Annotated in this window: 23 protein-coding genes and 1 pseudogene; 8 read left to right on the top strand and 16 right to left on the bottom strand. The window is 71.0% G+C overall.

The genetic code is table 11. The features are described 5' to 3' along the window. Positions 1 to 16 precede the first annotated feature (16 nt). Positions 17 to 412, bottom strand: coding sequence for a molybdopterin-binding protein (locus tag ACFVWW_RS27495; protein ID WP_384193529.1), 396 nt, complete (start codon positions 410 to 412; stop codon positions 17 to 19). A gap of 110 nt (positions 413 to 522) precedes the next feature. Between ACFVWW_RS27495 and ACFVWW_RS27490 the strand changes: the two are divergent. After that, positions 523 to 663: pseudogene (locus ACFVWW_RS27490) on the top strand (TOBE domain-containing protein); the annotation flags it as partial. 45 nt (positions 664 to 708) lie between these two features. Here the strand turns inward: ACFVWW_RS27490 and ACFVWW_RS27485 are convergent. Then, a complete protein-coding gene (locus tag ACFVWW_RS27485) occupies positions 709 to 1,881 on the bottom strand; it encodes a methyltransferase (RefSeq protein WP_384193527.1) in 1,173 nt (390 codons plus the stop codon). Between the two features lie 286 nt (positions 1,882 to 2,167). On the opposite strand from ACFVWW_RS27485, the gene ACFVWW_RS27480 reads away from it, so the two are divergent. After that, positions 2,168 to 3,544 (top strand): DUF2252 domain-containing protein, encoded by a 1,377-nt coding sequence (locus ACFVWW_RS27480; RefSeq protein ID WP_384334609.1) that lies wholly within the window; start codon positions 2,168 to 2,170, stop codon positions 3,542 to 3,544. Here ACFVWW_RS27480 and manD read toward each other — a convergent pair. Together manD and ACFVWW_RS27470 are read right to left on the bottom strand one after the other, a co-directional pair. Next, entirely contained in the window at positions 3,516 to 4,757 is a 1,242-nt protein-coding gene (gene manD / locus ACFVWW_RS27475; RefSeq protein ID WP_389680165.1) for a D-mannonate dehydratase ManD, read from the bottom strand. The genes ACFVWW_RS27480 and manD overlap by 29 nt on opposite strands. 142 nt (positions 4,758 to 4,899) lie before the next feature. Next, positions 4,900 to 5,646 (bottom strand): DUF4118 domain-containing protein, encoded by a 747-nt coding sequence (locus tag ACFVWW_RS27470; protein ID WP_384193598.1) that lies wholly within the window; start codon positions 5,644 to 5,646, stop codon positions 4,900 to 4,902. Positions 5,647 to 5,854: 208 nt separating this feature from the next. Between ACFVWW_RS27470 and ACFVWW_RS27465 the strand changes: the two genes are divergently transcribed. Continuing rightward, positions 5,855 to 6,385, top strand: a complete 531-nt coding sequence (locus ACFVWW_RS27465) for a GNAT family N-acetyltransferase (protein WP_386878142.1) — start codon at positions 5,855 to 5,857, stop codon at positions 6,383 to 6,385. A gap of 26 nt (positions 6,386 to 6,411) precedes the next feature. On the opposite strand, the gene ppk2 is transcribed toward ACFVWW_RS27465, so the two are convergent. The 4 genes from ppk2 to ACFVWW_RS27445 all read right to left on the bottom strand — a co-directional run bounded on the left by ppk2 (position 6,412) and on the right by ACFVWW_RS27445 (position 9,711). Then, positions 6,412 to 7,368 carry a polyphosphate kinase 2 gene (gene ppk2, locus ACFVWW_RS27460; protein ID WP_384193592.1) on the bottom strand — a complete coding sequence of 319 codons (957 nt, stop codon included), beginning with the start codon at positions 7,366 to 7,368 and terminating at the stop codon, positions 6,412 to 6,414. Positions 7,369 to 7,381: 13 nt separating this feature from the next. After that, the gene (locus tag ACFVWW_RS27455) at positions 7,382 to 7,570 is read right to left on the bottom strand and encodes a hypothetical protein (protein WP_384193590.1); all 189 of its coding nucleotides are present in this window, start codon (positions 7,568 to 7,570) and stop codon (positions 7,382 to 7,384) included. 224 nt (positions 7,571 to 7,794) lie between these two features. Further along, the gene (locus ACFVWW_RS27450) at positions 7,795 to 8,703 is read right to left on the bottom strand and encodes a SigB/SigF/SigG family RNA polymerase sigma factor (RefSeq protein ID WP_384193587.1); all 909 of its coding nucleotides are present in this window, start codon (positions 8,701 to 8,703) and stop codon (positions 7,795 to 7,797) included. 132 nt (positions 8,704 to 8,835) lie between these two features. Next, positions 8,836 to 9,711, bottom strand: a complete 876-nt coding sequence (locus tag ACFVWW_RS27445) for a cation diffusion facilitator family transporter (RefSeq protein ID WP_384193584.1) — start codon at positions 9,709 to 9,711, stop codon at positions 8,836 to 8,838. Between ACFVWW_RS27445 and ACFVWW_RS27440 the strand changes: the two genes are divergently transcribed. Continuing rightward, on the top strand, positions 9,607 to 10,206 hold the full coding sequence (locus ACFVWW_RS27440; protein ID WP_386878141.1) for a DUF6479 family protein: 600 nt from the start codon (positions 9,607 to 9,609) through the stop codon (positions 10,204 to 10,206). The genes ACFVWW_RS27445 and ACFVWW_RS27440 overlap by 105 nt on opposite strands. A gap of 9 nt (positions 10,207 to 10,215) precedes the next feature. Here the strand turns inward: ACFVWW_RS27440 and nrfD are convergent, their stop codons facing one another. From nrfD to fdh, 3 genes are read right to left on the bottom strand one after another with little or no spacing between them, the layout of a single operon-like run. Then, positions 10,216 to 11,127, bottom strand: a complete 912-nt coding sequence (gene nrfD, locus ACFVWW_RS27435) for an NrfD/PsrC family molybdoenzyme membrane anchor subunit (RefSeq protein WP_386878157.1) — start codon at positions 11,125 to 11,127, stop codon at positions 10,216 to 10,218. A gap of 56 nt (positions 11,128 to 11,183) precedes the next feature. Beyond that, the gene (locus ACFVWW_RS27430) at positions 11,184 to 12,128 is read right to left on the bottom strand and encodes a 4Fe-4S dicluster domain-containing protein (protein WP_386878140.1); all 945 of its coding nucleotides are present in this window, start codon (positions 12,126 to 12,128) and stop codon (positions 11,184 to 11,186) included. After that, the gene (gene fdh, locus ACFVWW_RS27425) at positions 12,125 to 15,397 is read right to left on the bottom strand and encodes a formate dehydrogenase (protein WP_386878139.1); all 3,273 of its coding nucleotides are present in this window, start codon (positions 15,395 to 15,397) and stop codon (positions 12,125 to 12,127) included. The genes ACFVWW_RS27430 and fdh overlap by 4 nt, the downstream gene beginning before the upstream one ends. Before the next feature lie 158 nt (positions 15,398 to 15,555). On the opposite strand from fdh, the gene ACFVWW_RS27420 reads away from it, so the two are divergent. After that, positions 15,556 to 16,521: an LLM class F420-dependent oxidoreductase gene (locus ACFVWW_RS27420; RefSeq protein ID WP_386878138.1), complete on the top strand. Its 966-nt coding sequence runs from the start codon at positions 15,556 to 15,558 to the stop codon at positions 16,519 to 16,521. Between the two features lie 192 nt (positions 16,522 to 16,713). Here the strand turns inward: ACFVWW_RS27420 and ACFVWW_RS27415 are convergent, their stop codons facing one another. Beyond that, positions 16,714 to 17,469, bottom strand: a complete 756-nt coding sequence (locus ACFVWW_RS27415) for a uracil-DNA glycosylase (protein ID WP_386878137.1) — start codon at positions 17,467 to 17,469, stop codon at positions 16,714 to 16,716. A 226-nt stretch (positions 17,470 to 17,695) separates the two neighbouring features. On the opposite strand from ACFVWW_RS27415, the gene ACFVWW_RS27410 reads away from it, so the two are divergent. Together ACFVWW_RS27410 and ACFVWW_RS27405 are read left to right on the top strand one after the other, a co-directional pair. Further along, positions 17,696 to 18,931, top strand: coding sequence for an aromatic acid exporter family protein (locus tag ACFVWW_RS27410; RefSeq protein WP_386878136.1), 1,236 nt, complete (start codon positions 17,696 to 17,698; stop codon positions 18,929 to 18,931). A 416-nt stretch (positions 18,932 to 19,347) separates the two neighbouring features. Then, on the top strand, positions 19,348 to 19,977 hold the full coding sequence (locus tag ACFVWW_RS27405) for an LAETG motif-containing sortase-dependent surface protein (protein WP_384193802.1): 630 nt from the start codon (positions 19,348 to 19,350) through the stop codon (positions 19,975 to 19,977). A 363-nt stretch (positions 19,978 to 20,340) separates the two neighbouring features. Here ACFVWW_RS27405 and ACFVWW_RS27400 read toward each other — a convergent pair whose 3' ends face one another. Next, positions 20,341 to 20,865 carry a DUF6328 family protein gene (locus tag ACFVWW_RS27400; protein ID WP_384193799.1) on the bottom strand — a complete coding sequence of 175 codons (525 nt, stop codon included), beginning with the start codon at positions 20,863 to 20,865 and terminating at the stop codon, positions 20,341 to 20,343. 136 nt (positions 20,866 to 21,001) lie between these two features. On the opposite strand from ACFVWW_RS27400, the gene ACFVWW_RS27395 reads away from it, so the two are divergent. After that, positions 21,002 to 22,060 carry a PHP domain-containing protein gene (locus ACFVWW_RS27395; RefSeq protein WP_386878135.1) on the top strand — a complete coding sequence of 353 codons (1,059 nt, stop codon included), beginning with the start codon at positions 21,002 to 21,004 and terminating at the stop codon, positions 22,058 to 22,060. Positions 22,061 to 22,174: 114 nt separating this feature from the next. Here the strand turns inward: ACFVWW_RS27395 and ACFVWW_RS27390 are convergent, their stop codons facing one another. The 3 genes from ACFVWW_RS27390 to ACFVWW_RS27380 all read right to left on the bottom strand — a co-directional run bounded on the left by ACFVWW_RS27390 (position 22,175) and on the right by ACFVWW_RS27380 (position 24,450). Beyond that, entirely contained in the window at positions 22,175 to 22,849 is a 675-nt protein-coding gene (locus ACFVWW_RS27390; protein ID WP_384193796.1) for an HAD family hydrolase, read from the bottom strand. A gap of 133 nt (positions 22,850 to 22,982) precedes the next feature. Beyond that, positions 22,983 to 23,711 carry an SRPBCC domain-containing protein gene (locus ACFVWW_RS27385; protein WP_386878134.1) on the bottom strand — a complete coding sequence of 243 codons (729 nt, stop codon included), beginning with the start codon at positions 23,709 to 23,711 and terminating at the stop codon, positions 22,983 to 22,985. 82 nt (positions 23,712 to 23,793) lie between these two features. Continuing rightward, the gene (locus tag ACFVWW_RS27380; RefSeq protein ID WP_384334633.1) at positions 23,794 to 24,450 is read right to left on the bottom strand and encodes an ArsR/SmtB family transcription factor; all 657 of its coding nucleotides are present in this window, start codon (positions 24,448 to 24,450) and stop codon (positions 23,794 to 23,796) included. Between the last annotated feature and the right edge of the window lie 144 nt (positions 24,451 to 24,594).

Here is a 24,594-nt window from a genome sequence, read left to right as displayed (position 1 = left end):
GAGGGCGCGCGAGCGGTCAGACGCGGTCGATGTGCACGCTGGTGGACTTCACGCGGGCGGTGGCCTGCATGCCGACCTCCAGTCCCAGTTCCTCGACGGCTTCCCTGGTCAGCAGGGAGACCAGCCGGTGCGGTCCCGCCTGGATCTCCACCTGGGCCGCGACATCACCGAGCTTGACGGCGGTGACGATGCCCGGGAACGCGTTACGGGCCGAGGTGTACGAGACCTCTTCCTCACCGGCGGCGCCCTGGGCGACCTCGACGGAGAACGCCGCGAGAGCTCGGCCGTCGATGAGCCGGCGCCCGCCGTCGTCGCGATGCGTCGCGACCCGGCCGGCGTCGGCCCAGCGGCGCGCGGTGTCGGGACTCACGCCGAGAAGCCGGGCCGCCTGACCGATCGTGTAGGACTGCATGTGCGACACCGTAGGGCGTTTTCCCTCGCATTCACAACTCTCTGGACAATGGTCCATAGCAGATGCGAGGTCGCCTGGAGGAAGATCCAGCACCATGAACCGGCCGCCCCATCGAGCGGACCGCCACACCAGGTGGCACCGTCACCGATGTCACCCGCGGCGAGGTCATGGCCGCCGTCAAGGTGCGGCTGGACGGTGGTCAGGAGATCACCGCCGCCATCACGCTGGAGGCGGTCGAGGAGCTGGGGATCGGAGATCTCGCTCGCCACCGCCTGAGCGCGGTGCCCGCGCGTGGGTCAGCTTTTGACGGACCGCAGGATGACGAACTTCGGGTCGCTCGTCACGATCTCGCAGTTGCCGAAGAGCCGCCGGAGCTTGATGTGATACCCGAGGTGCCGGTTGCCGATGACCCACAGTTCGCCGCCGGGGCGCAGCGCCGCGCGTGATCCGGTGAACATGCGCCAGGCCGTCGCGTCGGTCGTCGCCTGATGGGTGTGGAACGGCGGGTTGTTCAGCACCAGGTCGACCGTCCCCGCCGGTACCTCGGTCAGCCCGTCGCCGAGGACGAACTCCGCCGGGGTGCCGGCGTCGGCGTTCCGGCGGAAGGTGGCCTCGGCCGAGGCCACCGCCGAGAAGGACTCGTCGATGAAGGTCACCCTGGCCGCCGGGTTGTCCAGGGCCGCGGCCGTCCCCACCACGCCGTTGCCGCAGCCGAGGTCGACCACGTGCTCGGCGCCGCGGCGCCGCGGGAGGTGGCGCAGCAGGAACCGCGTGCCGATGTCGAGCCGTTCCGCGCAGAAGATGCCCGCGTGGTTGACGACCGTACGGCCCGATACGGCTCCGAGCCCGTCGGGCAGCGCGTAACTGTGCGGCCAGGGGCTGGGGGTCCGTACGCGTCCCGAGGCGGGCGCGCAGAAGATCAGCCGCGCCTTCTTGTCCGCGAGCGAGGTCCTGGTCGGGCCGAGGATCTGCTCGAACAGTTTCAGCGTCGAGGTGTGGATCTCGGTGACCCGTCCCGTACCGATGACGACGGTCCCCGGGTGGACGGCCGGCGCGAGGCGGTGCAGCTGGTCCTCCAGGAGCGCGAGGCTCTTGGGGACACGGATCAGCAGGACGTCGATCCGCTCCGGCGGGGTGTCCCTGGCGGACAGCAGTTGGACGGCGTCGGCGCCGCCGCGCCGCAGATTCGCGCGCGTCGCCTGCTGGGTGAGATAGGAGTCGGTGATCTGTACGAGAGGGCCCGTGACGAGCCGTTCGAGCCGGTGGCCGGCGAGCGCCGTGGTCAGCGCCCCCCACCGGTCGCCGACGACGACCACCGTGCCCGACAGGTCCGTCGGCTCGGCGTCGATTCCGTCGAGGTGCCGCAGCAGATATTCGTCGGCGCTGTCCCACGCGCGCAGCGTGTCGCGGGGATGCTCGGGAAATCGGGTGAGGCCGAACTCGCCCCAGGGTGTCGTCAACCGGTTCATCGTGCACTCAGGCTAGCGCCACGGGAGGCGGACGCGGGCGGCGAGGCCCGCGCGTTGCCTGTTCAGCGCGTCGGAGCCGGGTTCCCGCCGAGTTCCCGCCGATCTCACGCCACCACGTCCGCGGGGCCGGCGGTCGTTCGATCCGCCCATCCGCTGCGGGAAACCGGCGCCATCCGACCGGCACCACCCGTATGCCCGCCACGCCGGGCCGGTCGGCCGCGGGGGCGCGATGCTCGTGGTCAGCAGCTGTGACACGGCGTTGAACGATCGGAGCGGGAGGGGCCGTATGACCACTCCCGCCACGTACGCCGCCTACACCACGTCCGTCACTCCCGCCGCGCGGGCGGAGCGCGGCCGGGCCGCTCGCAAGCGGGCGTCCCGGTCCTCGCACGGACTGTGGATACCGAGCGCCGACCGTCTCGATCCACTGACCGTACTGGCGCGGCAGACCGCCACCCGGATCCCCGAGCTGCTGCCGCCGCGCTACGAACGGATGGCCGCCTCCCCGTACGCCTTCCTGCGCGGCGCGGCCGCCGTCATGGCCGCCGATCTGGCCACACAGCCCCGCACCGGGCTGACCGTACAGCTCTGCGGGGACGCGCATCTGCTGAACTTCGGCGTCTTCGCCTCACCCGAGCGCGCCCTGCTCTTCGACCTCACCGACTTCGACGAGACCCTGCCGGGGCCCTTCGAATGGGATGTGAAGCGTCTCGCCACCAGCATCGCGGTGGCCGCGAGCGACAACGGCCAGTCCGAGGCCCAGGCGCGGCGCGCGGTGTGCGCCGCGGTCGAGGCGTACCGCACGGCGATGCGGCGGCTGGCCGCCCTCGGTGAACTCGACGTCTGGTACGAGCGGATCGACACCGCCGACCTCCTTCCCCTCATACGGGCGGGCCATCGCGAACGGGCGGTGGAGGACCCGTCGCGGGCCGGGCGGCGGACGAGCCTGCGGGCGCTGGAGAAGCTGACCGACGTGGTGGAAGGACAGCGCCGGATCACCCCCGACCCGCCGCTGCTCGAACCGCTCGGAAGACTCGACACGGCCGCGCTGCGCCGGATCTTCATCGGCTACCGGTCCACGCTTCCCGAGGAGCGGCGCATGCTCCTGGACCGGTTCCGTTTCGTCGACGCGGCCCGGAAGGCCACGGGGATCGGGAGTGTCGGCGCGCGCTGCTACCTGGTGCTGCTGGAGGGTTGGAACGCCGAGGACCCGCTGTTCCTCCAGATCAAGGAGGCCGAGACGTCCGTGCTCGAACCCCATCTGCAGCAGAGCGCGTACCCCCACCAGGGCCGGCGGGTGGTGACGGGGCAGCGGCTGCTCCAGGCGGCGGGCGACCTCTTCCTCGGCTGGGTCACCGGCCCTGAGGGCCGGCACTTCTACTGGCGTCAGGTGCGTGACATGAAGACCTCCGCCGGCGTCGACGACATGTCGCCGTCGCTGCTGCACGACTACGCGAAGCTGTGCGGTACGGCCCTGGCCCGCGCGCACGCCCGCTCGGGCGACCGCATCGCCATAGCGGCCTACCTGGGCGGCTCCGACACCTTCGACCGGGCCGTCGCCGATTTCGCGCTGCGCTACACCGCCCGCAACGCGGCCGACCACGCGGCGCTCGTCACGGCGGTCGCGGCGGGGGCTACCAGTCGTGCACCGTTCCGTCCGTGAGGCGGTTGACCGGCAGGTAGGCCGCTTCGTACGGGAAGCGCGCGGCGGCCGCCTCGTCGAGTTCCACCCCGAGGCCCGGCTGGGCGGACGGATGCAGCAGACCGTCGGTGAAGCGGTAGGAGGTCCTGAAGACCTCCAGGGTGCTGTCCGTGTGCTTCATGTACTCCTGAATGCCGAAGTTGTGTACGGCGAGGTCGAGATGGAGCGCCGCGGCCATACCGACGGGCGAGATGTCGGTGGGCCCGTGGATGCCTGACTTGATGCCGTACACGGCGGCGAGGTCGAGCAGCTTGCGCATCGCCGTCACGCCCCCGACGTGCGTGACCGCCGACCGTACGTAGTCGATCAGCCGCTCACTCAGCAGAGCTCCGTAGTCGTGCAGGGAGTTGAAGACCTCACCGATGGCCAGCGGGGTGGTGGTGTGCTGCCGGATGAGCCGCAGGGCGGTGGGGTCCTCGGCGGGCGTGGCGTCCTCCAGCCAGAACAGGTCGTACGGCTCGAGTTCCTTGCCGAGTTTGGCGGCCTGGATGGGGGTCATGCGGTGATGGGCGTCGTGGAGCAGCGGCAGTTCCGGGCCGAACTCCTCGCGGACCGCCTCGAAGACGCGGGGCATGTGGCGCAGGTACGCGCGGGTGTCCCAGGCCTCCTCGACGGGGCGCGGCGGCCCGTCCGCGCCACGGCGGGCCGGTTCGTCGTCGTAGCGGTCACCGGCCGCCGCGGTGGACGCGGCCACGCCGTACACCGACTCCAGCCCGGGGATCCCGGACTGGATGCGGATCGCCCGGTACCCCTGGGCCAGATGCGCGCGTACGGAGTCCAGGATTTCCGCGATGTCGCGCCCGGAGGCATGGCCGTAGGCGAGGGCGCCGGTGCGGGAGGCTCCGCCGAGCAGCTGGTAGAGCGGCATGCCGGCGGCCTTGGCCTTGATGTCCCACAGGGCGGTGTCGACCGCCGCGACGGCTGCCATCGTCACCGGGCCGCGGCGCCAGTCGGCGCCGCGGTACAGGTACTGCCAGGTGTCCTCGATCCGCGCGGCGTCGCGGCCGATCAGCAGGGGCACCACATGGCTGCGCAGATAGCTCTCGACGGCCAGCTCCCGCCCGTTGAGGGTGCCGTCGCCCAGTCCGGTGAGGCCGTCCTCGGTGGTGATACGCAGGGTGACGAAGTTACGGCCGGGGCTGGTGACGATGACGTCGGCTGCGGTGATCTTCATGACGGGCGCGGCTCCTGTCGTACGAGAGGCATGGCGGTGCCGTACAGCCGGCGGGCGCGATGACCGCGCCCGCCGTACGCCTCCAGGATTGACCCATGGCATGTCCTCGTCCACAGGGCCTGTGGTCCGCCTCCGCGGCCCGTCAGCCGTCCAGCGCCGGGCCGGCGGTGTCCAGCGCCGCCGCCGCGTCGTCGGCCAGCGTCACGGCGACCAGCCGCGTCTGCCGGGACGGGACGGACCCGGGAGCGGGCAGGAGCATGAACCGGCCGAAGTAGCGGCCGTTGGCGGCGGCGCGGAGTTCGATCTCGCCCTCCGGCCAGCCGAGCCGTTCGAGATCCCAGGGCTTACGGTTCACGACGACGGTGCCGTCCTGCTCCAGCCGCGCCGGATGGCCGAGGAGGCTGCCGTACTCGAAGCGGCAGCCGCGCAGCCGCAGTATGTCGGCGAGCTGCCCTCTGACCTGGCTGACGACCGCGTCGGGGGAGCCGGCGGCCTGCACCAGCCGGGCCGTGTCGTGGACCCGGGCGAGGAGGCCGGCGTCGGTCACGGTGATGACATGCAGCCGCCGTGCGCGGGCCGCTATCTGCGACACGGCGAGACCCACGGCCAGCAGCAGGACGGCCGTCTCGATGTCCTTCGCGTCGGTGATGGCGAATTGCTGGAACGGCCGGGCGAGGAAGAAGTCGAACCACACGGCCGACGACAGCGCCGCGAGGGCGCCGGCGACGCGGTTCCCCAGGGCGGCGACGGCCACGACGACCACGACGAGGATCAGCGCGAGGTTGGTGCTCGCCAGGTCCGTACGGAACGGCACCAGCAGCAGGGCGACCGCGAGAGGCGCGGCCACGGCGACGCCCAGGGCGACGCGATCACGCAGCGGGTATCTCATGGTCCACCTCGCCGTACCTCGTACGTCGGACCCTCGGAATCGGCGCCCCCGTCGGGCGCCCACACCTCCATGGTCCACCCGCCGGGCCTGCCGGGCCCGGGATGGGCGGTGTCTTGACGCGCCCCTGCCGGCTCCCCGGCGAACGCTCGATGCACAGTCGGGTAAATCCGCTGTGGCACGGCCCCCACTCGTGATAGCTGTCCCTGTCATGGACGATCTTGTGACAGAGCGGCTCGTGCTGCATCCGATGAGTGTCATAGAAGCCGAACGGGTGGCGTCGGGCGAGCCGGACGGCGAGGAGCGGTGGGCTCCCGGATATCCCGCCGACAGTGACATGGTGGTGGCCAGGCGCTTTCTGACGACCTGTTCCATCACCGGTGACCCCCAGCCCTTCGGCGCGTACGAGATCCGCCGCCGCGAGGACGGCCGGGCGATCGGCGGTGTCGGCTTCCACGGCGCCCCGGACGAGAACCTCAAGGTGACCATCGGCTACGGCCTGATCCCGTCGGCGCACGGCAAGGGATACGCCAGCGAGGCGCTCCGTGAGCTGCTGCGGTTCTCGCGGGCGAGCGGCATCACCTGTGTCGAGGGCGACGCCGATCACGACAACATCGCGTCCCAGCACGTCATGAGCGCGGCCGGCATGCTGCTCGTCGCGCAGGACGAGCGGCTGAAGTACTTCCGGATCGTATGGCCCGACGACGACACGGACGACGACACGACGGCCCCCGGCCGCTAGAGCGTGTGCTGGCGGGTTCCGGCGCGTCAGCCGGGCGGGTGATCGCCCGGGCCCTCGCGCCGGTCCGCGAGCGGCGTGGGAGAGAGGTCCGCGCTCTCCTCCCCCGGTTCCAGGAGGGTGTCCGCCGGACCCACGATCAGCGGATCGGGCTCGCCGATGACCATGTCGTCCTTGTTGTCGTAGTCGAAGCGCCACAACAGGCTGCGCATCGCCTCCAGCCGGCCCCGCCTCTTGTCATTGGTCTTGACGACGGTCCAGGGCGCGGCCGAGGTGTCCGTGGCCCGGAACATATCGATCTTGGCGGCGGTGTACGCGTCCCACAGATCCAGCGAGGCCAGATCGGTCGGGGAGAGCTTCCACTGCCGCACCGGATCGATCTGCCGGATCGCGAACCGGGTGCGCTGCTCGGCGCGGGAGACGGAGAACCAGAACTTCACCAGCAGGAGGCCGTCCTCGGTGAGCATCTGCTCGAACAGCGGGGCCTGGTGGAGAAAGTGCTGGTACTGGTCCGGCGTGCAGAACCCCATCACCCGCTCCACCCCGGCCCGGTTGTACCAGGACCGGTCGAAGAAGACGATCTCCCCGGCGGACGGGAGGTGGGCGACGTACCGCTGGAAGTACCACTGACCGGCTTCTCGTTCCGTCGGCTTCTCCAGGGCGACCACCCGGGCACCGCGCGGATTGAGCCGCTCGGTGAACCGCTGGATCGTGCCGCCCTTGCCCGCCGCGTCACGCCCTTCGCACACCACGACCAGCCGCTGCCCGGTGTGCTTGACCCAGCGCTGGAGCTTGAGGAGTTCGATCTGCAGAACCCGCTTGCGCCGTTCGTACTCCCGCCGCCGGACCTTGCGGTCGTACGGGTAGTTCTCGCGCCATGTCCGGATGGGCCGCCCCTCCTGGTCGAGCAGAACCGGCTGCTCGGGGCGCCGGTCGTCCACCGTGAGCCCCTCCAGCAGAGGGCGGTCCGTCTCCTCACCGGCCATGGTGAACGCTCTCCTATCCTCGGCGCGGCGTGGGCGTGCGGCGGCGCGTCGGGGCCCGGTCGAAAACGCTGTCCATGGAGACGTCGTCGTCGCCCTCGCCGTCCTGCAGGGGCGGCAGTTCGACGGTGTAGCGCGGCTCCAGGAAGATGTCACGGTGCTGCGGACGCGCGTTCGGCGCGGCGCCGGCGTTCGGTCCCTGCATCGGATCCTGGCGGGACGGTGAGGAAGGCATGCACAACCGTTCGGAGAGTCGAGCGGCCGCGCGGCCTGAATGCCGATCGACCCGCTGGAAAGGTGTCTACCTCATCATTCCCCGTCATGCACAACCACGGGTAGCCGGAGCGCGGCGCGGCCGGTCCCGGCCGACCGCTCAGCGGGCCTCTTTTCAGCGGTCCGACGGGGTGGGCGGGGCCGGCCGCGGCATGCTCACCGATCGGTGAGCATGCCGGTACGGAGCCGGGTCAGCGTGCGCGAGAGCAGCCGGGAGACATGCATCTGGGAGACGCCGAGCCGCTCGCCGATCTCGGACTGGGTCAGCTCCTGGCCGAAGCGCATTTCGATGATGTGGCGCTCGCGGTCGTCGAGTTGGCCCAGGAGCGGGGCGAGGGTCCGGAAGTCCTCGACGAGTTCCATGGCGGGGTCGCAGCCGCCGAGCGTATCGGCGTAGGTGCGGCCGCTCTTGCCGGTCTGGCCCTCGTCGCTGCTGTCGCTGGGCGCGTCGAGGGAACCCGCGCTGTAGCCGTTGGCGGCGACGAGCCCTTCGATGATTTCCTCCTCGCTCAGCTCCAGGTGCCCGGCGAGCTCCGCCACGGTGGGCTCGCGGTCGAGCAGGAGGGCGAGCTGTTCCTTGGCCTTGGCCAGCTCGACGCGCAGCTCCTGGAGGCGGCGCGGGACATGGACGGCCCAGGTGGTGTCACGGAAGAAGCGCTTGATCTCGCCCACGATGTAGGGGACCGCGAAGGAGGTGAACTCGACCTCGCGGGACAGATCGAACCGGTCGATCGCCTTGATCAGGCCGATCGTGCCGACCTGGAGGATGTCCTCCATCTCGTCGGCGCCCCGGTTGCGGAAGCGGCTCGCCGCGAAGCGGACCAGCGACTGGTTCATCTCGATGAGCGTGTTGCGCGCGTACTGGTACTCGTGCGTGCCCTCTTCCAGGACCTGGAGCTGATCGAAGAACACCTTCGACAGCGCACGCGCGTCCTTCGGGGCGACCTTCCCCGCGTCCTCGATCCACGGCAGCTCACCCACGAAGGTATCGCCCTGGGCCAACTGCGCCGGGCCTTCTCCGGTCGTCGGCTGTACGGACGTTCCGGCGGGGCGCGTAGAGATCATCACGTCATCACCTTCTGGGTCGGGTCTGCTGGCGGCTCGCCTGCCCCCGCCGCGCGGATGTATGCACCCGGGTTCGGAAACTTTTGAGAATTCCGTCGGGACCGGCGGCCGGCCCGGTTCCGGGCGCCGTGATCAGTCGTCGGCGGGTGCTTCCGTGATGTCGAGAAAGACATGGTCGGCCTCCGGCCAGATGCCTGTCACGGACTTCTTGATCCGTACGCAGACCAGCTCGACGGTCTCGCTGTCGAGGCCGGGCACCAGATCGATACGAGCCGCCACCAGCGTCGAGTCGAGGCCGAGCTTCATCGTCAGCAGGGTGGCCACATTGTCGATCTCGGGCTGGGCGTCCAGCAGCGCGCGGAGACGGCCGCGCAGTTCGGGGTCGATCGCCTCGCCGACCAGCTGGCCACGGGCCTCGGCGCCGAGACGGTAGGCGATGTAGACGAGGAGGAGCCCGATCGCGAAGGACGCGCCGGCCTCCCAGACGATGTTTCCGGTGATCAGGTGGAGCGCCATGCCGGCCATGGCGAGGAGCACGCCGAACACGGCGGTCGAGTCCTCCGCGATGACGGTACGGAGGGCGGGATCGCGGACCCCCTCCTTCTCGCCACGCACCTGGAGCAGGGCGCGGACCAGCGAGCTGCCCTCGGCGAGCAGTGCGACACCGAGAACGGTCAGTCCGATCGCGTACCCGCTGGGCGACTCCTGCTCGTCCGAGCCCAGCGCCTCGAAGCCCTGGAAGAAGGAGAAGCAGCCTCCCATGACAAAGATTCCGACGGCCGCGAGCAGGGCCCAGAAGTAGCGCTCCTTGCCGTAGCCGAAGGGATGCCGCTCGTCGGCGGGGCGGCGGCTGCGGTGCAGGGAGGCGAGCAGGAACACCTCGTTCACGCTGTCGGCGACCGAGTGCGCGGCCTCGGAGAGGAGCGCCGGGGAGCCCGTGAGCAGACCGCCGACGGCTTTGGCCGCGGCGATCACGAGATTCGCCGCCAGCGCCACCAGGACGGTCACCCGGGTCTTGGCGTCGGACTTCGTGACGCTGGACTTCGTGGCGCTGGACTTCGTGGCGCTGGGCTTCTTGTCGTCGGGCTTTATACGGTCCACTGCGTTTCACCTTGCGTAAGAACGAGCCGGGCACGGCGCACGGACGCGGACACCGGTCCGCCGGATCCGGCTGTCCGAAGTACCAAACCCGTGTGCCCGGCACCTACCGCGCCAAACGCGCGCTCCCGCCCGCTCGGCCGGCGTCCGGGTGAACGACTGCGCGGCCGTCAAACCGCTCCCCCGCGCCCGTCCGAGCAGCCGCACCGGCCGGCCAGGACCACCCGTGCCGAGGGCAGCGTGCCGCCCTTGGACGAGTTCCCGGACGACGGGCAGCGGCTCACACCGCACCAGCTCGGCGGACACGGCAACGAGGTCCTGCGGCCCTCCGACGGCATGGAGCCCTGGTGCGGCAGCGGACCCGGCGAGACCCCCGACACCCCTGAGGGCTCGCCACGCGGCTGACGGCCGGCGTCAGTCCGCGTCCGGCCCGTGCGCGGCGCGTTCCTTCCTCGCCCGCTGGGGGAGCACCGTGTAGGCCGGGTCCTCGGCGGAGGCGATGCCCGCCGCGAAGATGCCGAAGCGGGTGCAGGCCGAGCCGGCGAGCAGCAGGGCGCCGCTGCCCACCGTCGCCCGCCGGCTGCCGGCGGACAGAGCCGCCCCCGCCGCGCCGGCCACGGTGAGCACGCGGGCGGCGCGCAGCAGATTCCCCGCGCGGCCCTCGCGGTAGGTCTCGGCGACCATGCCGAGCCGTCGCTCGGCGGCCGTCATGGCGGACACCTCCCCCACCGCGGCCAGCACGGCGGCACACCGGGCCGGCGCGCTCTCCCGCGGCGGTGCGAGCACCAGGGCCATCCCGGAGGCGGCCGCGGCCGCCGAGGCGCTGAAGACGTAAGGGAGTTCGCGGTGGGCGCCGTGCCAGGCGGGGACGGCGGTGTCCGCGGCGAGGACCGCCGTGTACGCGGCGACGGCGGGCCCGAACACGGCCGCCGCGCTCGTGGCGGCGGCTCCGGCCCGGGGCAGCCTGCCGGTGACCGCGCAGAACGCGGCCGCCCCGGCGCAGGGTCCGTAGGCGGAGAGCAGCCAGGATCCGACGCTCATCGGCGAGGTCGGTTTGAAGACCCGCAGCATGTTCACGAACCGGCTGGGCCGCCCCAGGTCGTTCACGAGCGCGGCGGCGGAGAGCGTGACCGCGGCGAGCGAGGAGATCTTCATCGCGGTCGCCGTGGCCGTACGGCCGCTCAGGTGCGCGCCCGCGGCCAGCACCGAGCCCGCTCCCGCGAGTCCGCCGAGGAAGAAGTAGCCGGCGATGTCACGGGCCGACCAGGACGGTGCCTTGATGACGGGCCGTCCGTAGTACGAGTCGAACTCGGCTCGGGGCACCATCAGTTCCTCGCCGCGCCGCTTGAGCCGACGGGCCCCCCGGTTCAGGTCGGAGGCAGTCATCGCCGTCCCTTCTTTCCGGTGAGTGCGGGGAGCGCGAAGGACAGCGCGAAGCCGCCCGCCAGACAGAGCGCGGCCGTGGCCGCGTGCCGCCACATCGCCGGCAGGTCGCGGGTGGTGACCACCGGGTCCGGGGGCAGTCCGTAGACCTCCGGTCGGTCGAGGAGGAGGAAGAACGCCCCGTCGCCGCCGACGCCGTCGTCCGGCTCGTGCCCGTACAGCCGGGCCTCGGTGACGCCCTCCTCGTGGAGCCGGCCGACCCTGAGCGCGGCCCGTTCGCGCAGTTCGTCGAGTGGGCCGAACTGAATGGATTCGGTGGGGCAGGCCTTGGCGCAGGCAGGCTCCTGGCCGACGCCGAGCCGGTCGTAGCACATCGTGCATTTGAAGGCCCTGCCGTCCGAGGGCCGTTGCTCGATGACACCGTAGGGGCAGGCGGGCACGCAGTAACCGCAGCCGTTGCAGATGTCCTCCTGGACGACGACCGTGCCGAACTCCGTACGGAAGAGTGAGCCGGTCGGACAGACGTCCAGGCAGGCGGCGTGCGTGCAGTGTTTGCAGACGTCCGACGACATGAGCCAGCGCAGGTCGCCACTGCCCGGCGCGGCGCCGGTCCCGCCGCCGGCGCGCGGCGCGGTCACCTCGCCCGCGAGGGGCAGTTCCGTCCGCCCCTCGGGCACCGGAACCGCCGCCGCCACCGACTGCTCGATGAAGGCCACATGCCGCCAGCTGGAGGCCCCGAGCGCCTCCGTGTTGTCGTACGACATCCCGGTCAGCTTCATCCCGTCCTCGGGGATCGCGTTCCACTCCTTGCAGGCCACTTCGCAGGCCTTGCAGCCGATACAGACGGACGTGTCGGTGAAGAAGCCCACGCGCGGCGGCGGGTTCTCGTGGCCGGCGTCGCGGGCCGGATCCGGCTCGGGGCCGCTGAGCAGTCCGTATGTCACTTCCAGGTCTCCGTTCCTGTGTCCGCGGTGATGCCCGCCCGGCGGCGGTACGCGGCGACGAGTTCCGGCAGCTCGGGCCCGCGGGGGCGGCGGCCGGCGATGATGTCCGCCGTGAGGGCCTTGTCCTCCTGGATGTGCGCGTTGGGGTCGAGCGCCATGGCGACCAGTTCGTTGGCCGCGTCGCCGGTGGTCACCCCGTTCGGCCCCCAGTGGAACGGCAGCCCGATCTGGTGGACCGTACGGCCGTGCACGGTCAGTGGCCTGATCCGTTCGGTCACCATCACCCGGGCCTCGACGGCGTTGCGCGCCGTCACGATCGTGGCCCAGCCGCCGTGCTTCAGAGAGCGTTCGGCGGCGAGCATCGGGGAGATCTCGCAGAAGAACTCCGGCTGGAGTTCGGCGAGATAGGGCGACCAGCGGCTCATCCCGCCCGCGGTGAAGTGCTCGGTGAGCCGGTGGGTGGTGACCACGTACGGATAGACGTCGGCGCCGGGATCGTCGCCGCTGGGGTGGTAGCGGTTGCCCTCACGCCGGATCAGCTGGCGCACGGGCGAACGGGACACGGACGGGTGGAGCGCGTTGGTGAAGGGCGAGTCCTGCGGCTCGTAGTGCGTGGGCAGCGGGCCGTCCTCCAGGCCGGCGGGCGCGTACAGCCAGCCCTTGCCGTCCGCCTGCATGATGAAGGGGTCGTCGCCGCGCAGTGCGTCGGGCCCTGTCGCGTCGTCCGGGGGTACGTAGTCGGGCGCCCGGTCGGGGATGAAGTCGGGGATGTCGTACCCGGTCCACCTCCCGCTCTCCCGGTCCCACCAGACGTACGCCTTGCGTTCGCTCCACGGGGCGCCGTCGGGGGCGGCGGACGCGCGGTTGTAGAGGATCCGGCGGTTGGCGGGCCAGGCCCAGGCCCATTCGGCGGCCACCCAGTCCTGCTCGGTCCGCGGCGTGCGGCGGGCGGCCTGGTTGACGCCGTCCGCGTACACCCCGCAGTAGATCCAGCAGCCGCACCGGGTGGATCCGTCGTCCTTCAGTTCGGTGTACGCGCTCAGCGGCGAACCGTCCGCCGCGTGCCCGTTGATCTCGGCGAGCACGGCCGCGGCGATCGGCTCCTGCAGCGGGCCGTCCACCGGATAGTCCCAGGCCAGGTCCTGTACCGGCCGGTCCATCGGATCGGTGGAGGCGGCCAGCTTCTCCTTGACGCGCCGCCCGAGGTGGTACATGAACCACAGGTCGCTGCGGGCATCGCCCTCGGGTTCGACGGCGGCGTGGTGCCACTGGAGCCAGCGGTTGGTGTTGGTGAAGGAACCGGACTTCTCGGTGTGGGCCGCGGCCGGGAAGAAGAAGACCTCGGTGCCGATGTCCTCGGTACGCAGCTCGCCCGTCTCGATCTCGGGCCCGTCCTGCCACCAGGTCGCGGACTCGATCAGGGAGAAGTCCCGTACGACCAGCCACTCCAGATTGGCCATGCCGAGCCGCTGGAGGCGGGTGTTGGCGGAGCCGACGGCGGGGTTCTCCCCCATCAGGAAGTAGCCCTTGCAGACGCCGTCGAGCTGGGCCATGACCGTCTCGTACGTGGAGTGCGAGCCGGTCAGGCGGGGCAGATGGCCGAAGCAGAAGTCGTTGTCGGCGGTGGCCGCGTCTCCGTAGTACGCCTTGAGCAGGCTGACGAAGTACGCCCGCATATTGCCCCAGAAGCCCTTCTCGGTACGGCTGGAGCCGATGAGCGCGTCCAGGTTCTCGTGGGCGTGCGCGTGGGGCATCGGCAGATAGCCGGGCAGCAGGTTGAACAGGGTGGGGATGTCGCTCGATCCCTGGATCGAGGCGTGTCCGCGCAGAGCCTGGATGCCGCCGCCGGGGCGCCCGATGTTGCCGAGCAGCAGCTGCAGCACGCTCGCCGCGCGGATGTACTGCGCGCCCACCGAGTGCTGGGTCCAGCCCACCGCGTAGACGAAGGCGCTGGTGCGGTCGCGGCCCGAGTTGGCGGTCAGGGCCTCGCACACCTTCAGGAAGGCCTCGCGCGGCACTCCGCAGGTCTCCTCGACCAGTTCGGGGGTGTAGCGGGCGTAGTGCCGCTTGAGGATCTGGTAGACGCAGCGCGGATGCTGGAGGGTCTCGTCCCGCGGGGGCCGCGGGCCGGTCCTGGCGCCGCCGGAGCCGTGGCTCTCGGAGCCGCCGGCCTCCCCGATACGGGTCTCCGCGTCGAGCCTCCTCTCGTGCTCCTCGTACTGTTCGTCCACCTCACCGGCGGGGGACTGCACTTCGGACCCCTCGTACTGCCAGCTCGTGGGGTCGTAGTGGTGCCGTTGCTCGTCCAGTCCCGAGAAGACGCCGTCGAGATCCTCGGTGTCCCGGAAGTCCTCGCTGACGAGGGTGGCCGCGTTGGTGTAGGCGAGCACGTACTCCCGGAAGTCCTTCTCCTCGGTGAGTACGTGATGGATGATCGCGCCGAGGAAGGCGATGTCGCTGCCCGCGCGGATCGGTACGTACTGGTCGGCGAGGGCGCTGGTACGGGTGAAGCGCGGGTCGACGTGGATGACGCGCGCCCCGCGCGCCTTCGCCTCCATGACCCACTGGAATCCGACGGGGTGCGCTTCGGCGAAGTTGGAGCCCTGGATGACGATGCAGTCCGCGTGCTGGAGGTCCTGCATGAAGGTGGTCGCCCCGCCGCGTCCGAACGAGGTACCGAGGCCGGCGACGGTGGAGCTGTGGCAGACCCGGGCCTGGTTCTCGACCTGGACCACGCCGAGGCCGGTCAGCAGCTTCTTGATGAGGTAGTTCTCCTCGTTGTCGAGGGTGGCTCCGCCGAGGCTGGCGATCCCCAGCGTGCGGGCGGTGCGCAGCCCTTCGTACTCCCACTCCCAGGTGCGCCGCCGGGTCTCCACGACCCGGTCGGCGACCATGTCCATGGCCGTCTCCAGATCGAGCGGCTCCCACTCGGCGGCGTGGGGGCGCCGGTAGAGCACCTGGTGGCGGCGGGCCGGGCCGGTGGTGAGCTGGAGCGTCGCCGAGCCCTTGGGGCAGAGCCGGCCCCGGCTGATCGGGGAATCGGGGTCTCCCTCGATCTGTACGACCCGGTCGCCCTTGACGTACACCTGCTGGCCGCAGCCGACCGCGCAGTACGGGCAGATGGACCCCACGACCCGGTCGGCGGAGTCCGTACGGGGCCTGAGGTCCTCGGTGCGGGGCGACATGGCCGCGCGGCCGCGTCCGAGTCGGTCGGAGCCGGTGAGCTGCCGGTAGGCGGGCCAGTCACCGATCAGTCTGCGGACACCCATCGCTTCCTCCAGCGCGTCTGCGGTCCCCGGCGGGCCGGGCTCTGTGGCTACCGGCTTCCTGGCTCCTGGGGAGGCGTTGCCCCACCAGACTCACCCGGCGCGCCGTGGTGTGCGACCCGGCAGGTTTCACGACGTCAGAGATCGGCTAAGCGCTGATCATGGTGCAAATCGGATACACGATGATGACGGAGCAGGCGGGGCCGCGGGCGCTGGTCGAGCATGTGGTGGGCGCCGAGCGGGCCGGGTTCGACTTCTCGGTGACCTCGGACCACTACTTCCCGTGGCTGGACTCCCAGGGCCACGCCCCCTACGCGTGGAGCGTGCTGGGCGCGGCGGCCCAGGCCACCTCCCGTATCCCCCTCATGACCTACGTGACCTGCCCGACGACGCGCTATCACCCGGCGGTGGTCGCGCAGAAGGCCGCGACGATGCAGCTGCTGTCGGAGGGGCGCTTCCGGCTCGGGCTCGGCTCCGGCGAGAACCTCAACGAGCATGTGGTGGGATCGGGCTGGCCCGCCGCGCACATCAGGCTGGAGATGCTCGAAGAGGCCGTCGAGATCATCCGCGCGCTGTTCGCCGGCGGCTATGTGAACCACCATGGCGCCCACTTCGATGTGGAGAGCGCCAAGCTCTGGGATCTCCCCGACCGGCTGCCGCCGATCGGGGTCGCGGTCTCCGGGGAGCGGTCCTGCGAGCTCGCAGGACGAACGGCCGATCTGGTCATCGCCACCGAACCCAAGGGTGAGCTGCTGGCCGACTTCGACCGGCACGGCGGGACGGGAAAGCCGAAGATCGGCCAGCTGCCGGTGTGTTACGACACGGACCGGGACGCGGCCGTGGCACGGGCGCACGAGCAGTTCCGCTGGTCTGTCGGCCCCTGGCCGGTGAACTCCGAGCTGCCGGGCACCGCCGCGTTCGCCGGGGCGACCCAGTTCGTACGGCCGGAGGATGTCGCGGAGACGATCCCGTGCGGTGACGATGTGGACGCGTTCGTCGAGGCGGTGCGGCCGTATGCCGAGGCGGGGTTCACGGAAGTCGCCCTGGTCCAGATCGGGGGCGACCACCAGCTGCCGTTCCTCGACTGGTCGGAGAAGACGCTGCTGCCTGCGCTGCGGCGGCTCTGAGGGCCTAGACGAGTTATTCCGAAGTAGCGTCGTCCGCCCGGAGGGCGGGCCCGGCGGTGTCCGGTGCGTGCGATCGCAAGGCGCCGAGGTGCCCTCGTAGCGGAGCTACTAGGGCATTTCGGCAACGCCGCGAGCGTGCGTGCTGGGCGCCGCCGGGCAGACGGGACTTCGGAATAACTCGTCCAGGGGCGGTCAGAGCCGGCCGGGTTCCGGGAGTCCCGCCGCGCGGGCCGCCGCGGCGAGCACCTCGCGCAGCATGGCGGGGGTGAGCAGTCCGGTGAAGGTGTTGCGCTGGCTGACGTGGTAGCAGCCGAACACCTGGAGGTCCTGGCCGCCGTCGGTGGCTGTCAGGGTGACGCGGGCGCCGTGTCCGAAGACCGGGCGGGGCCGTGGCACCGACCAGCCGGCCGCGGCCAGCGCCGGGAACACGGCCTGCCAGCCGAAGGCGCCCAGCACCACGAGCGACCGCACGGTGGGGCGCAGCAGGGTGAGCTCCCGCACGAGCCAGGTCCGGCAGGTGTCGCGCTCCCAGGGCGTCGGCTTGTTGGCGGGCGGGGCGCAGTGCACCGGCGCGGTCAGCCGTACGCCCCGCAGCCGCATGCCGTCGTCCGGGCCCGTCGGGAGCGGCAGGCTGGCCAGGCCGATGGCGTGGAGCGCGGTGAACAGCACGTCGCCCGACCGGTCGCCGGTGAACATACGCCCGGTGCGGTTGCCGCCGTGCGCCGCCGGTGCGAGGCCGACCACCAGCATCGCGGCGTCCGCGGGGCCGAAGCCGGGCACCGGACGCGCCCAGTAGTCCCAGTCGGCGTACGCCTTCCTGCCCTCCCTGCCGATCTGTTCGCGCCAGGCCACCAGGCGGGGGCAGGCCCGGCAGTGCGTCAGGCGCTCGTCCAGAGCGGCGAGGTCGCGGGCGCGTGGCGCCTCACGTTCCGGGAACTGCGCGGACATGACACCTCTCACATGGTCGCGGTGACCCGGGATGGCGTCCGGGACGCGGGGTAGTCGACGGGATTCGACCGGCGGACACACGAGGGAGGCCATCCTGTCAGGCACCGGGAACACCCCGCACGGAGTGAAGCAGTGGCGGAGCCGTACGTCCGGCCGCGCCGGGACGTATAGGACCATCGGTGCACTGTTCCGGTCCGGCCGGCTCAAGCGCGGGAAGAGACTGGTCGTGCGTGATGTCCAGAAGAGAGTGAGCGCGTCCGCCGCCGAGTTCGTGAAGCGGCGCCGGGATCCGGTCGTCGTGCAGACGCTGCGATCCGCGGCCGCGGCGACCATCGCCTATGTGGTCGCCCTCCAGCTGAGCAACGAGCCGGCGCCGCTCACCGCTCCCCTCACCGCGCTGCTCGTCGTGCAGGTCACCCTCTACTCCACCATCACCACCGGAGTCCGCAGGGTGAACTCCGTCGTGGCCGGGGTGCTGGTCGCCATCGGCTTCAGCGCGCTGGTCGGGCTGTCCTGGTGGAGCCTGGGCCTGATCATCCTGGCGTCGCTCGTCGTCGGGCGGATCGTCCGGGTGAGCGAGTTCGTGCCCGAGGTCGCGATCAGCGCCATGCTCATTCTCGGAGTGAGCCGGGTGACGTCCGAGGCCTGGGACCGGGTCCTGGAGACGCTGATCGGCGCCGTGGTCGGGCTTCTGTTCAACTTCCTCTTCGTGCCCCCGGTGTGGGTGAACACCGCGGGCGAGTCCATCGACGGCCTCTCCCGCCGGATGCGGCAGCTGCTGCTGCGTATCGGAGAGGGGCTCACCGGACCCACTCCGGTCGAACACGCCGCGGCACGCCTCCATGAGGCACGCCGGCTCGACCACGACATCAGCGAGGTGGACGCCGCCCTGCGCCAGGCGGAGGACAGTCTCCGGCTCAACCCCCGCGTCAAGGAAGGACTGCTCCACCGCGTGGTGCTGCGCACCGGTCTCGACACGCTGGAGATCTGCACGGTGGTCCTGCGCGTACTGGCCAGGACGCTCACCGACCTCGCCAAGGAGCGCACGGAGGAGCCGCTGTTCCCGCCGGACGTGGGAGGCGAGCTGGAAGACCTGCTCGCCCATGTCGCCGACGCGGTGGTGAGCTTCGCCGTGCTGGTCACCACGCAGGTGAGCGAGAGCGCCGAGACGGCGGAGTCGCGGCTCGCCGAGGACCTCGCCGCGGCGGTCACGAGCCGGGAGAGGCTGGCCCAGCTCCTGCTGGAGGGCGTCCAGCGGCATCCCCGTCAGTGGCAGCTCCACGGCGCGCTGCTGGCGGAGATCGACCGGATCCTGGACGAGCTGGACATGGAGAATCGCTCCAAGCGGCTGCTGGAGGAACTGGACCGCGCCTCGCGTGAACAGCGGGAGCGTCACCCCCGGGTGGCCGCGGTCCGGCAATGGGTACGGCGGACGTTGTCGCGCCGCCGCCGTACGTCATAAAACGCGGGCGGCGGACAATGGGGGCCGGGGCTTTTACCGGCCACCGGACCGGCGCGAATCGATCGTTTTCCGAGCAACGGGAAACCGATGCCGAATTATTGACGGAGTTTTTGCCCAATGCGCAATGATCAGGCGTGTATTTGGGCAGGGACGCGCGCTTCGGCCCGCTCACAGCCCTGCGGTCATGGGCGTCATCAGCGATGACCGTTCGATTCCGGCCCCCAGACCTGCTGTCGGAACGGCCTCCGCTGCCGCCCTCCGCGCACGGTGCGCGGACCGCTATCTGCCCTCTCACCAGGGATATGAGGTGCGCGCAGAGGGTGAGTTGGGTGGGGCGGTTGATGAGGTCAGCGCCGATGGCGGTACTGTGCGCGCGCGCCGTCATCGTCGGCGGCGCGGTTATCGCGGAGGATTCTGTGACTCTATTCAGCGGATCGTGGCGGCGCAGAGGCGCCCTCATAACGGTCGCGACGGCAGGTGCGCTCGGTGTCGGCCTGTCGGCCGTTCCGGCGGTCGCGCACACCCCGGTATGGACGGTGAGCTGCTCCGAGGTGAGCGTCGACCTGACCGCCTACGGCAACAGCGACCAGAACACGGTGAACATCACCGTGGACGGCAAGGACCTGCTGCCCACGGAGAAGTTCAAGAACGAATTCCACAAGAAGCTCGACCTTCCCGAGCACAAGAGCGAGCTGTCCGTCCGGCTCGTCGTGAAGGCCGCCGACGGCGACCAGTACTCGAAGGACGAGACCAAGACCGCTCCGGTCTGCGACGAGCCCACCCCGCCGGCGTCGGAGACCCCGACCCCGACGCCGTCGGACACGCCGTCGGACACGCCCACCACCGCGACGCCCACGCCCACGACCGAGCCCACCAGCTCGGCGCCCGTGGTTCCCTCGTCGAAGCCGAGCCCTGCCGGGGACGACCTCGCCGAGACCGGTTCCTCCAGCGCCACGCCGATGATCGCCGGTGCGGCCGCTGTTGTGCTGGTGGCGGGTGCGGGCATCATGTGGGCCGCCCGTAAGCGTCGCTCCGTACAGAACTGAACGACCGCTCCACGCACCACCCTGCCGCCACGACCGGACCGGCCGTGACCCGGCTCGCCCTGCCCTTGTCGCCATGTCGGACGCCGTCCAGAACTTCCACCGCCAACACTCGGCGGCCTGGCCGGCGATCACCCGGCCGAGAGGCATGGACCGAATGACAGCCCGCCCCGCGGGGCGCGTCGTTCCGGCTCCATACGACAGGGGTCGTGCGCGTCATCGCGCCGGCGGACGGTGATCGGCGAGATCCGGCCGAGGCAGGCCCGAGGAACGTACGAACGGGCGGTCCTACCCAACGGAAAGACATCCCTGCGTACGCTTCGACCAGTGTGAGGCCCCGCGACGTCCCCCGTCCGCGGGGCCTCATCATGTCCGGTCCGATGCCGTGTGCCGGTGGCTCGCCCACAGGGGCAGGACGAACCAGCAGAGCACATACCACGCGACTATCCCGGCGACGATCCACGGCACGATGTGGTTGTGCGTGGCCACCCGCATGATCAGCAGAAGCGCGGAGACCAGGGTGGCGAGCAGCAGGAACAGGCCGGTGACGGTGAGTCTGGACGCCCATGTCACCGCCCGGGACTTCATACGGCGGCCGGAGACGACCCGGTGGAAGGCGACCGGCCCTATCAGCGCCCCGGTGGCGGCCGCGCCCAGAACGACGGTGATCAGGTAGATCGTCTTGTCGGTTTCCGCGAGCGTGGCGAAGCGGGGCGTGAAGGCCACGGTGAGAAGAAAGCCGAACATGATCTGCACACCGGTCTGCGCGACGCGCACCTCCTGGATCAGTTCCGACCACTGACGGTCCGCGCGCTCGTTCTCCGTCTCCTTGCGGCCGTCCACGCTCTCGTCACTCTGCTGCGTCTCACTCTGCTGCGTCGTCGAAGACATGACGCCCCTCCCTGGTCAACGGCTCTGTGATGAACCTCGAATACCCCCGGGACGACGCGGCAGGCCGGGCGAGATGCACGTCCTGGCCGTCGCACGGACAATGAGCGGGAAAGCGACCTACACGCTGGGGGCGCCCATGGATCCGGTGGAGGCTCTCGACAGGATCGCCTTTCTGCTGGAGCGCGCGCGGGCCGAGACATACCGGGTCAGGGCGTTCCGTAACGCCTCCGCGATCGTGGCCGGCATGCCCGCCGACGAGGTCACGCGCCGCGCCACGGCCGGCACCCTCAGCCGGGTGCAGGGGATCGGCCCCAAGACCTCAGAAGTCGTGGCGGCCGCGGTGCGGGGCACGGTCCCCGGCTACCTGGAGCGGCTGGAGCGGGAAGCAGGCACGCCGCTCGTCGACGGCGGGCACGCACTGCGCGCCGCACTGCGCGGGGACTGCCATCTGCACTCGGACTGGTCGGACGGCGGCAGCCCCATCGAGGCGATGGGACGGACGGCCGCGGCGATCGGACACGAATGGGCCGTGCTCACGGACCACTCCCCCCGGCTCACCGTGGCCCGGGGGCTGTCGGCCGAGCGGCTGCGCGAACAGCTCGACGTGATAGCGGAACTGAATGACCGGTGGGCACCCTTCCGGCTGCTCACCGGTATCGAGTGCGACATCCTGCCGGACGGATCGCTGGACCAGGAGCCTGAGCTGCTCGACCGGCTGGACCTGGTGGTGGCGTCCGTCCACTCGAAGCTGCGCATGGACGCCGCTCCGATGACGAGGCGCATGATCGCCGCCGTACGCGATCCGCTGAGCGATGTGCTCGGACACTGCACCGGACGTCTGGTGACGGCCCGCCGGGGAACGGGCCGGGGCGGGCAGGACAGCGGGCGTCCGGAGTCGCGGTTCGACGCGGAGGCGGTGTTCGCCGCCTGCGCCGAATCCGGTACGGCCGTGGAGATCAACAGCAGGCCCGAGCGGCTGGATCCGCCCCGCCGGCTGCTGCGCGAGGCGGTCGCGGCCGGGGTGTTCTTCGCCATTGATACGGACGCCCACGCGCCCGGTCAGCTCGACTGGCAGCTGCTCGGCTGCGCGCGGGCGGAGGAGTGTGGCGTACCGGCCGACCGCGTCATCAACACCTGGACAGCCGGGCAGCTGAAGGAGTGGACGCGCTCGCGGCAGGCCCCGTCGCCGGGGTGAGCGGCCGCCGCCGGGCGAACACGGGCCGGGTGGGGCACCGCGCGAGCGCGGGCCGGTGGGGCGGGGACGGGCGGGTGCCGGTGGGACGGGAACGAGCCGGCGTCCCGCGCCGGTTCAGCGCCCTTCGAGCTCCGCGAACGGACTGGTCTCGAGGTGCGCCAGCAGGTCGGTCGGGTCCTCGTAGACCTCTCCCGCTCCGGCTGCCTCCAGGGCGGCGCGCGGAATTCCGCCCGACAGCAGACCGATACCACGGACGCCGGCTCGCGACGCCGCCTCCATGTCCCAGACGGTGTCGCCGACGAACACCGCCCGCTCCGCCGGCACCCCGGCCAGCTCCAGCGCCAGGTGCACCGGGTCGGGAGCGGGTTTGCCCGCGTCCACGTCGTCGCCGCTCGCCGTCCCCCTGATGACCTCGTCGGCGTCGATCGCGCGGCGCAGCGCGGCGAGTTCGGCCCCTCCCGCCGAGGTGGCGAGAACGATCCGCCAGCCGGTGTCGGCGAGCGACCGCAGGAGATCACCCGCCGCTTCGAGCGCGGGCAGCCGGTCGAAGTAGGTCCCGTACAGCGTGGTGTGCGCGGCGCTGATCTCCGCGTCCTGATCGTGGTCCCGGTCGTCACCGAGCAGATGCGCGATGAGGTCGCCGGAAGGAAGGCCGACCGCCCGGTGGATCGCGGGCATCGGCACCGTGTGCCCAGCCTGCCGGAACGCCTCCCACCAGGTGGTCACATGGAGGTGATTGGTGTCGACGAGAGTCCCGTCGACGTCGAACAGTGCCGCGCGCGTCGCCATATGGATCCCGTTCCCGTTCCGGTCGGGGCTATGTCCTGATCATGCCGCCTCCGGCTCGGAACAGCTGACCGGGCGGAGCCGTACGGGTGAGGCCGGCCGGGGTCCGCTCCGCTCAGGGGAACAGCCATGGACTTTACGAGAACAGGCTGTTGAGCCGGTTCTGCCAGGCGCCCTCGGTCAGCTTGGCGTCGGCGCCGGGAGCGAAGTCGTGCACGCTGATCCCGACCGGTCCGCCGAAGTGGTTCCTGCCGAACAGCCGGTACATCGCCGTATCGGTGCGCAGCCCGATGAAGTAGGCGTTGCGGTAGTCGACCACGGCTTCCACCCGCGCCCCACCGGGCACGTCGAACCGTACGGTGGCCCCCTCCGCCGCCTCGTCCGGCAGCCCGAGCCCGCGGCTCGCCACCTCCAGCGCGTCCGCCGCGTGGGAGGCCGCCGGGCCGTCGACGGAGGCGAACACGGACGACCGGCCGGCGAAGTGCTGGAGATACTGCCGCAGGGTGTGCAGGTAGAAGTCGGTGTGCTTGCTCGCGCCGTCGTACTGGTTGTCCCAGTCGTCGACGAAGATGCCGCTGTGCACGTAGCGGACCCAGGAACCGCCGCCTTCGCGCGGCTCGATGACATGGTCGAGCTGGTTCAGGGTCTGCCGGGGCGCACCCTCGGGGCTCTCGACACGGCCGGTCAGCCGCCTCGGCGGATCCCACGCGGCGACCGTGCCGCCGAACGGAGCCGCGCCGCCCGTGCGGGGTTCGTACTCCATGGGCCACAGCCAGCCGCCGGTACCGGTGGTGATCGCTTCCCAGACCTGCTCCGGGCTCGCGTCGACCTCGAACTCGCGGACGATCTCGAATTCCTTGGACATGGTGATCTGACTCCTTAAGCGCGCTCGGGCGCGTGGACGGGATGCTGGACGCCCGAACCGGACGTCATCTCATCGAGCTTCCTCATGAGGACTCCTCGACCGGCGTGGGGGCGGCGGCGGAAATGGCCGGCCCGGTGCCGCCCGGCTCGACGGTGCCGGGCTTGACGGTGGGGTGGAGCGCGACGACGATCCGGTGATCGCGGCCGCCCTCGGCATGCTCGTCGTGATACTTGGCGATGAGAGCGCCGACACCCCGGGTCAGCTCCTCGACGAACGCCGCCCGGTCGGCCGCGGAGCCGAAGCGCACCTCACCGTCGAGCGCGTAGGTCGCAAGCCGCTTGCGGGCCTTCGTCGCGCCGGTGATCAGGCTGCCGACGTCCCGTACGAGCCGCGCGGCGACCGCGAGGAGCCACCGCGCGGACAGCTGGTCACGGAAACGGTCGGGGTCGGGCTGCACCGCGGCCAGGGCGAGCGGTGAGATGACGTACGAAGCCGCCGTGGCCCGCATCAGCCGCTCGGTGACATTGCCCTTCCTGCGCTCGCCCGCCAGCTCGACCAGGCCGTGCCGCTCCAGCGCCTTGAGGTGGTAGTTCACCTTCTGCCGGGGCAGCCCGACCCGCCCGGCGAGCATCGTCGCCGACGCGGGCCCGACGGCCAGCTCGGCGAGCAGCTGAGCCCTCATGGGGTCCAGGGAGACGGCGGCTGCCGCCGCGTCCTCGATCACGGTCACGTCCAACATGGGACAACCATCCCACCGAACACTTTTTTTGTCCAGGAGGAATTACTTGTCGGTCGTCCGGCCTGGTCAGAAGCTCCAGGACACGGCGCTGTCCGCGCCGACGAGCCCCGACGAAGCGACGGCCATGCCATCGGCGTCACGCGG

The sequence above is a fragment of the Streptomyces sp. NPDC058198 genome, from assembly GCF_042882605.1.
GTDB lineage: Bacteria > Actinomycetota > Actinomycetes > Streptomycetales > Streptomycetaceae > Streptomyces.
This window is presented reverse-complemented; position numbering and strand designations above follow the sequence as displayed.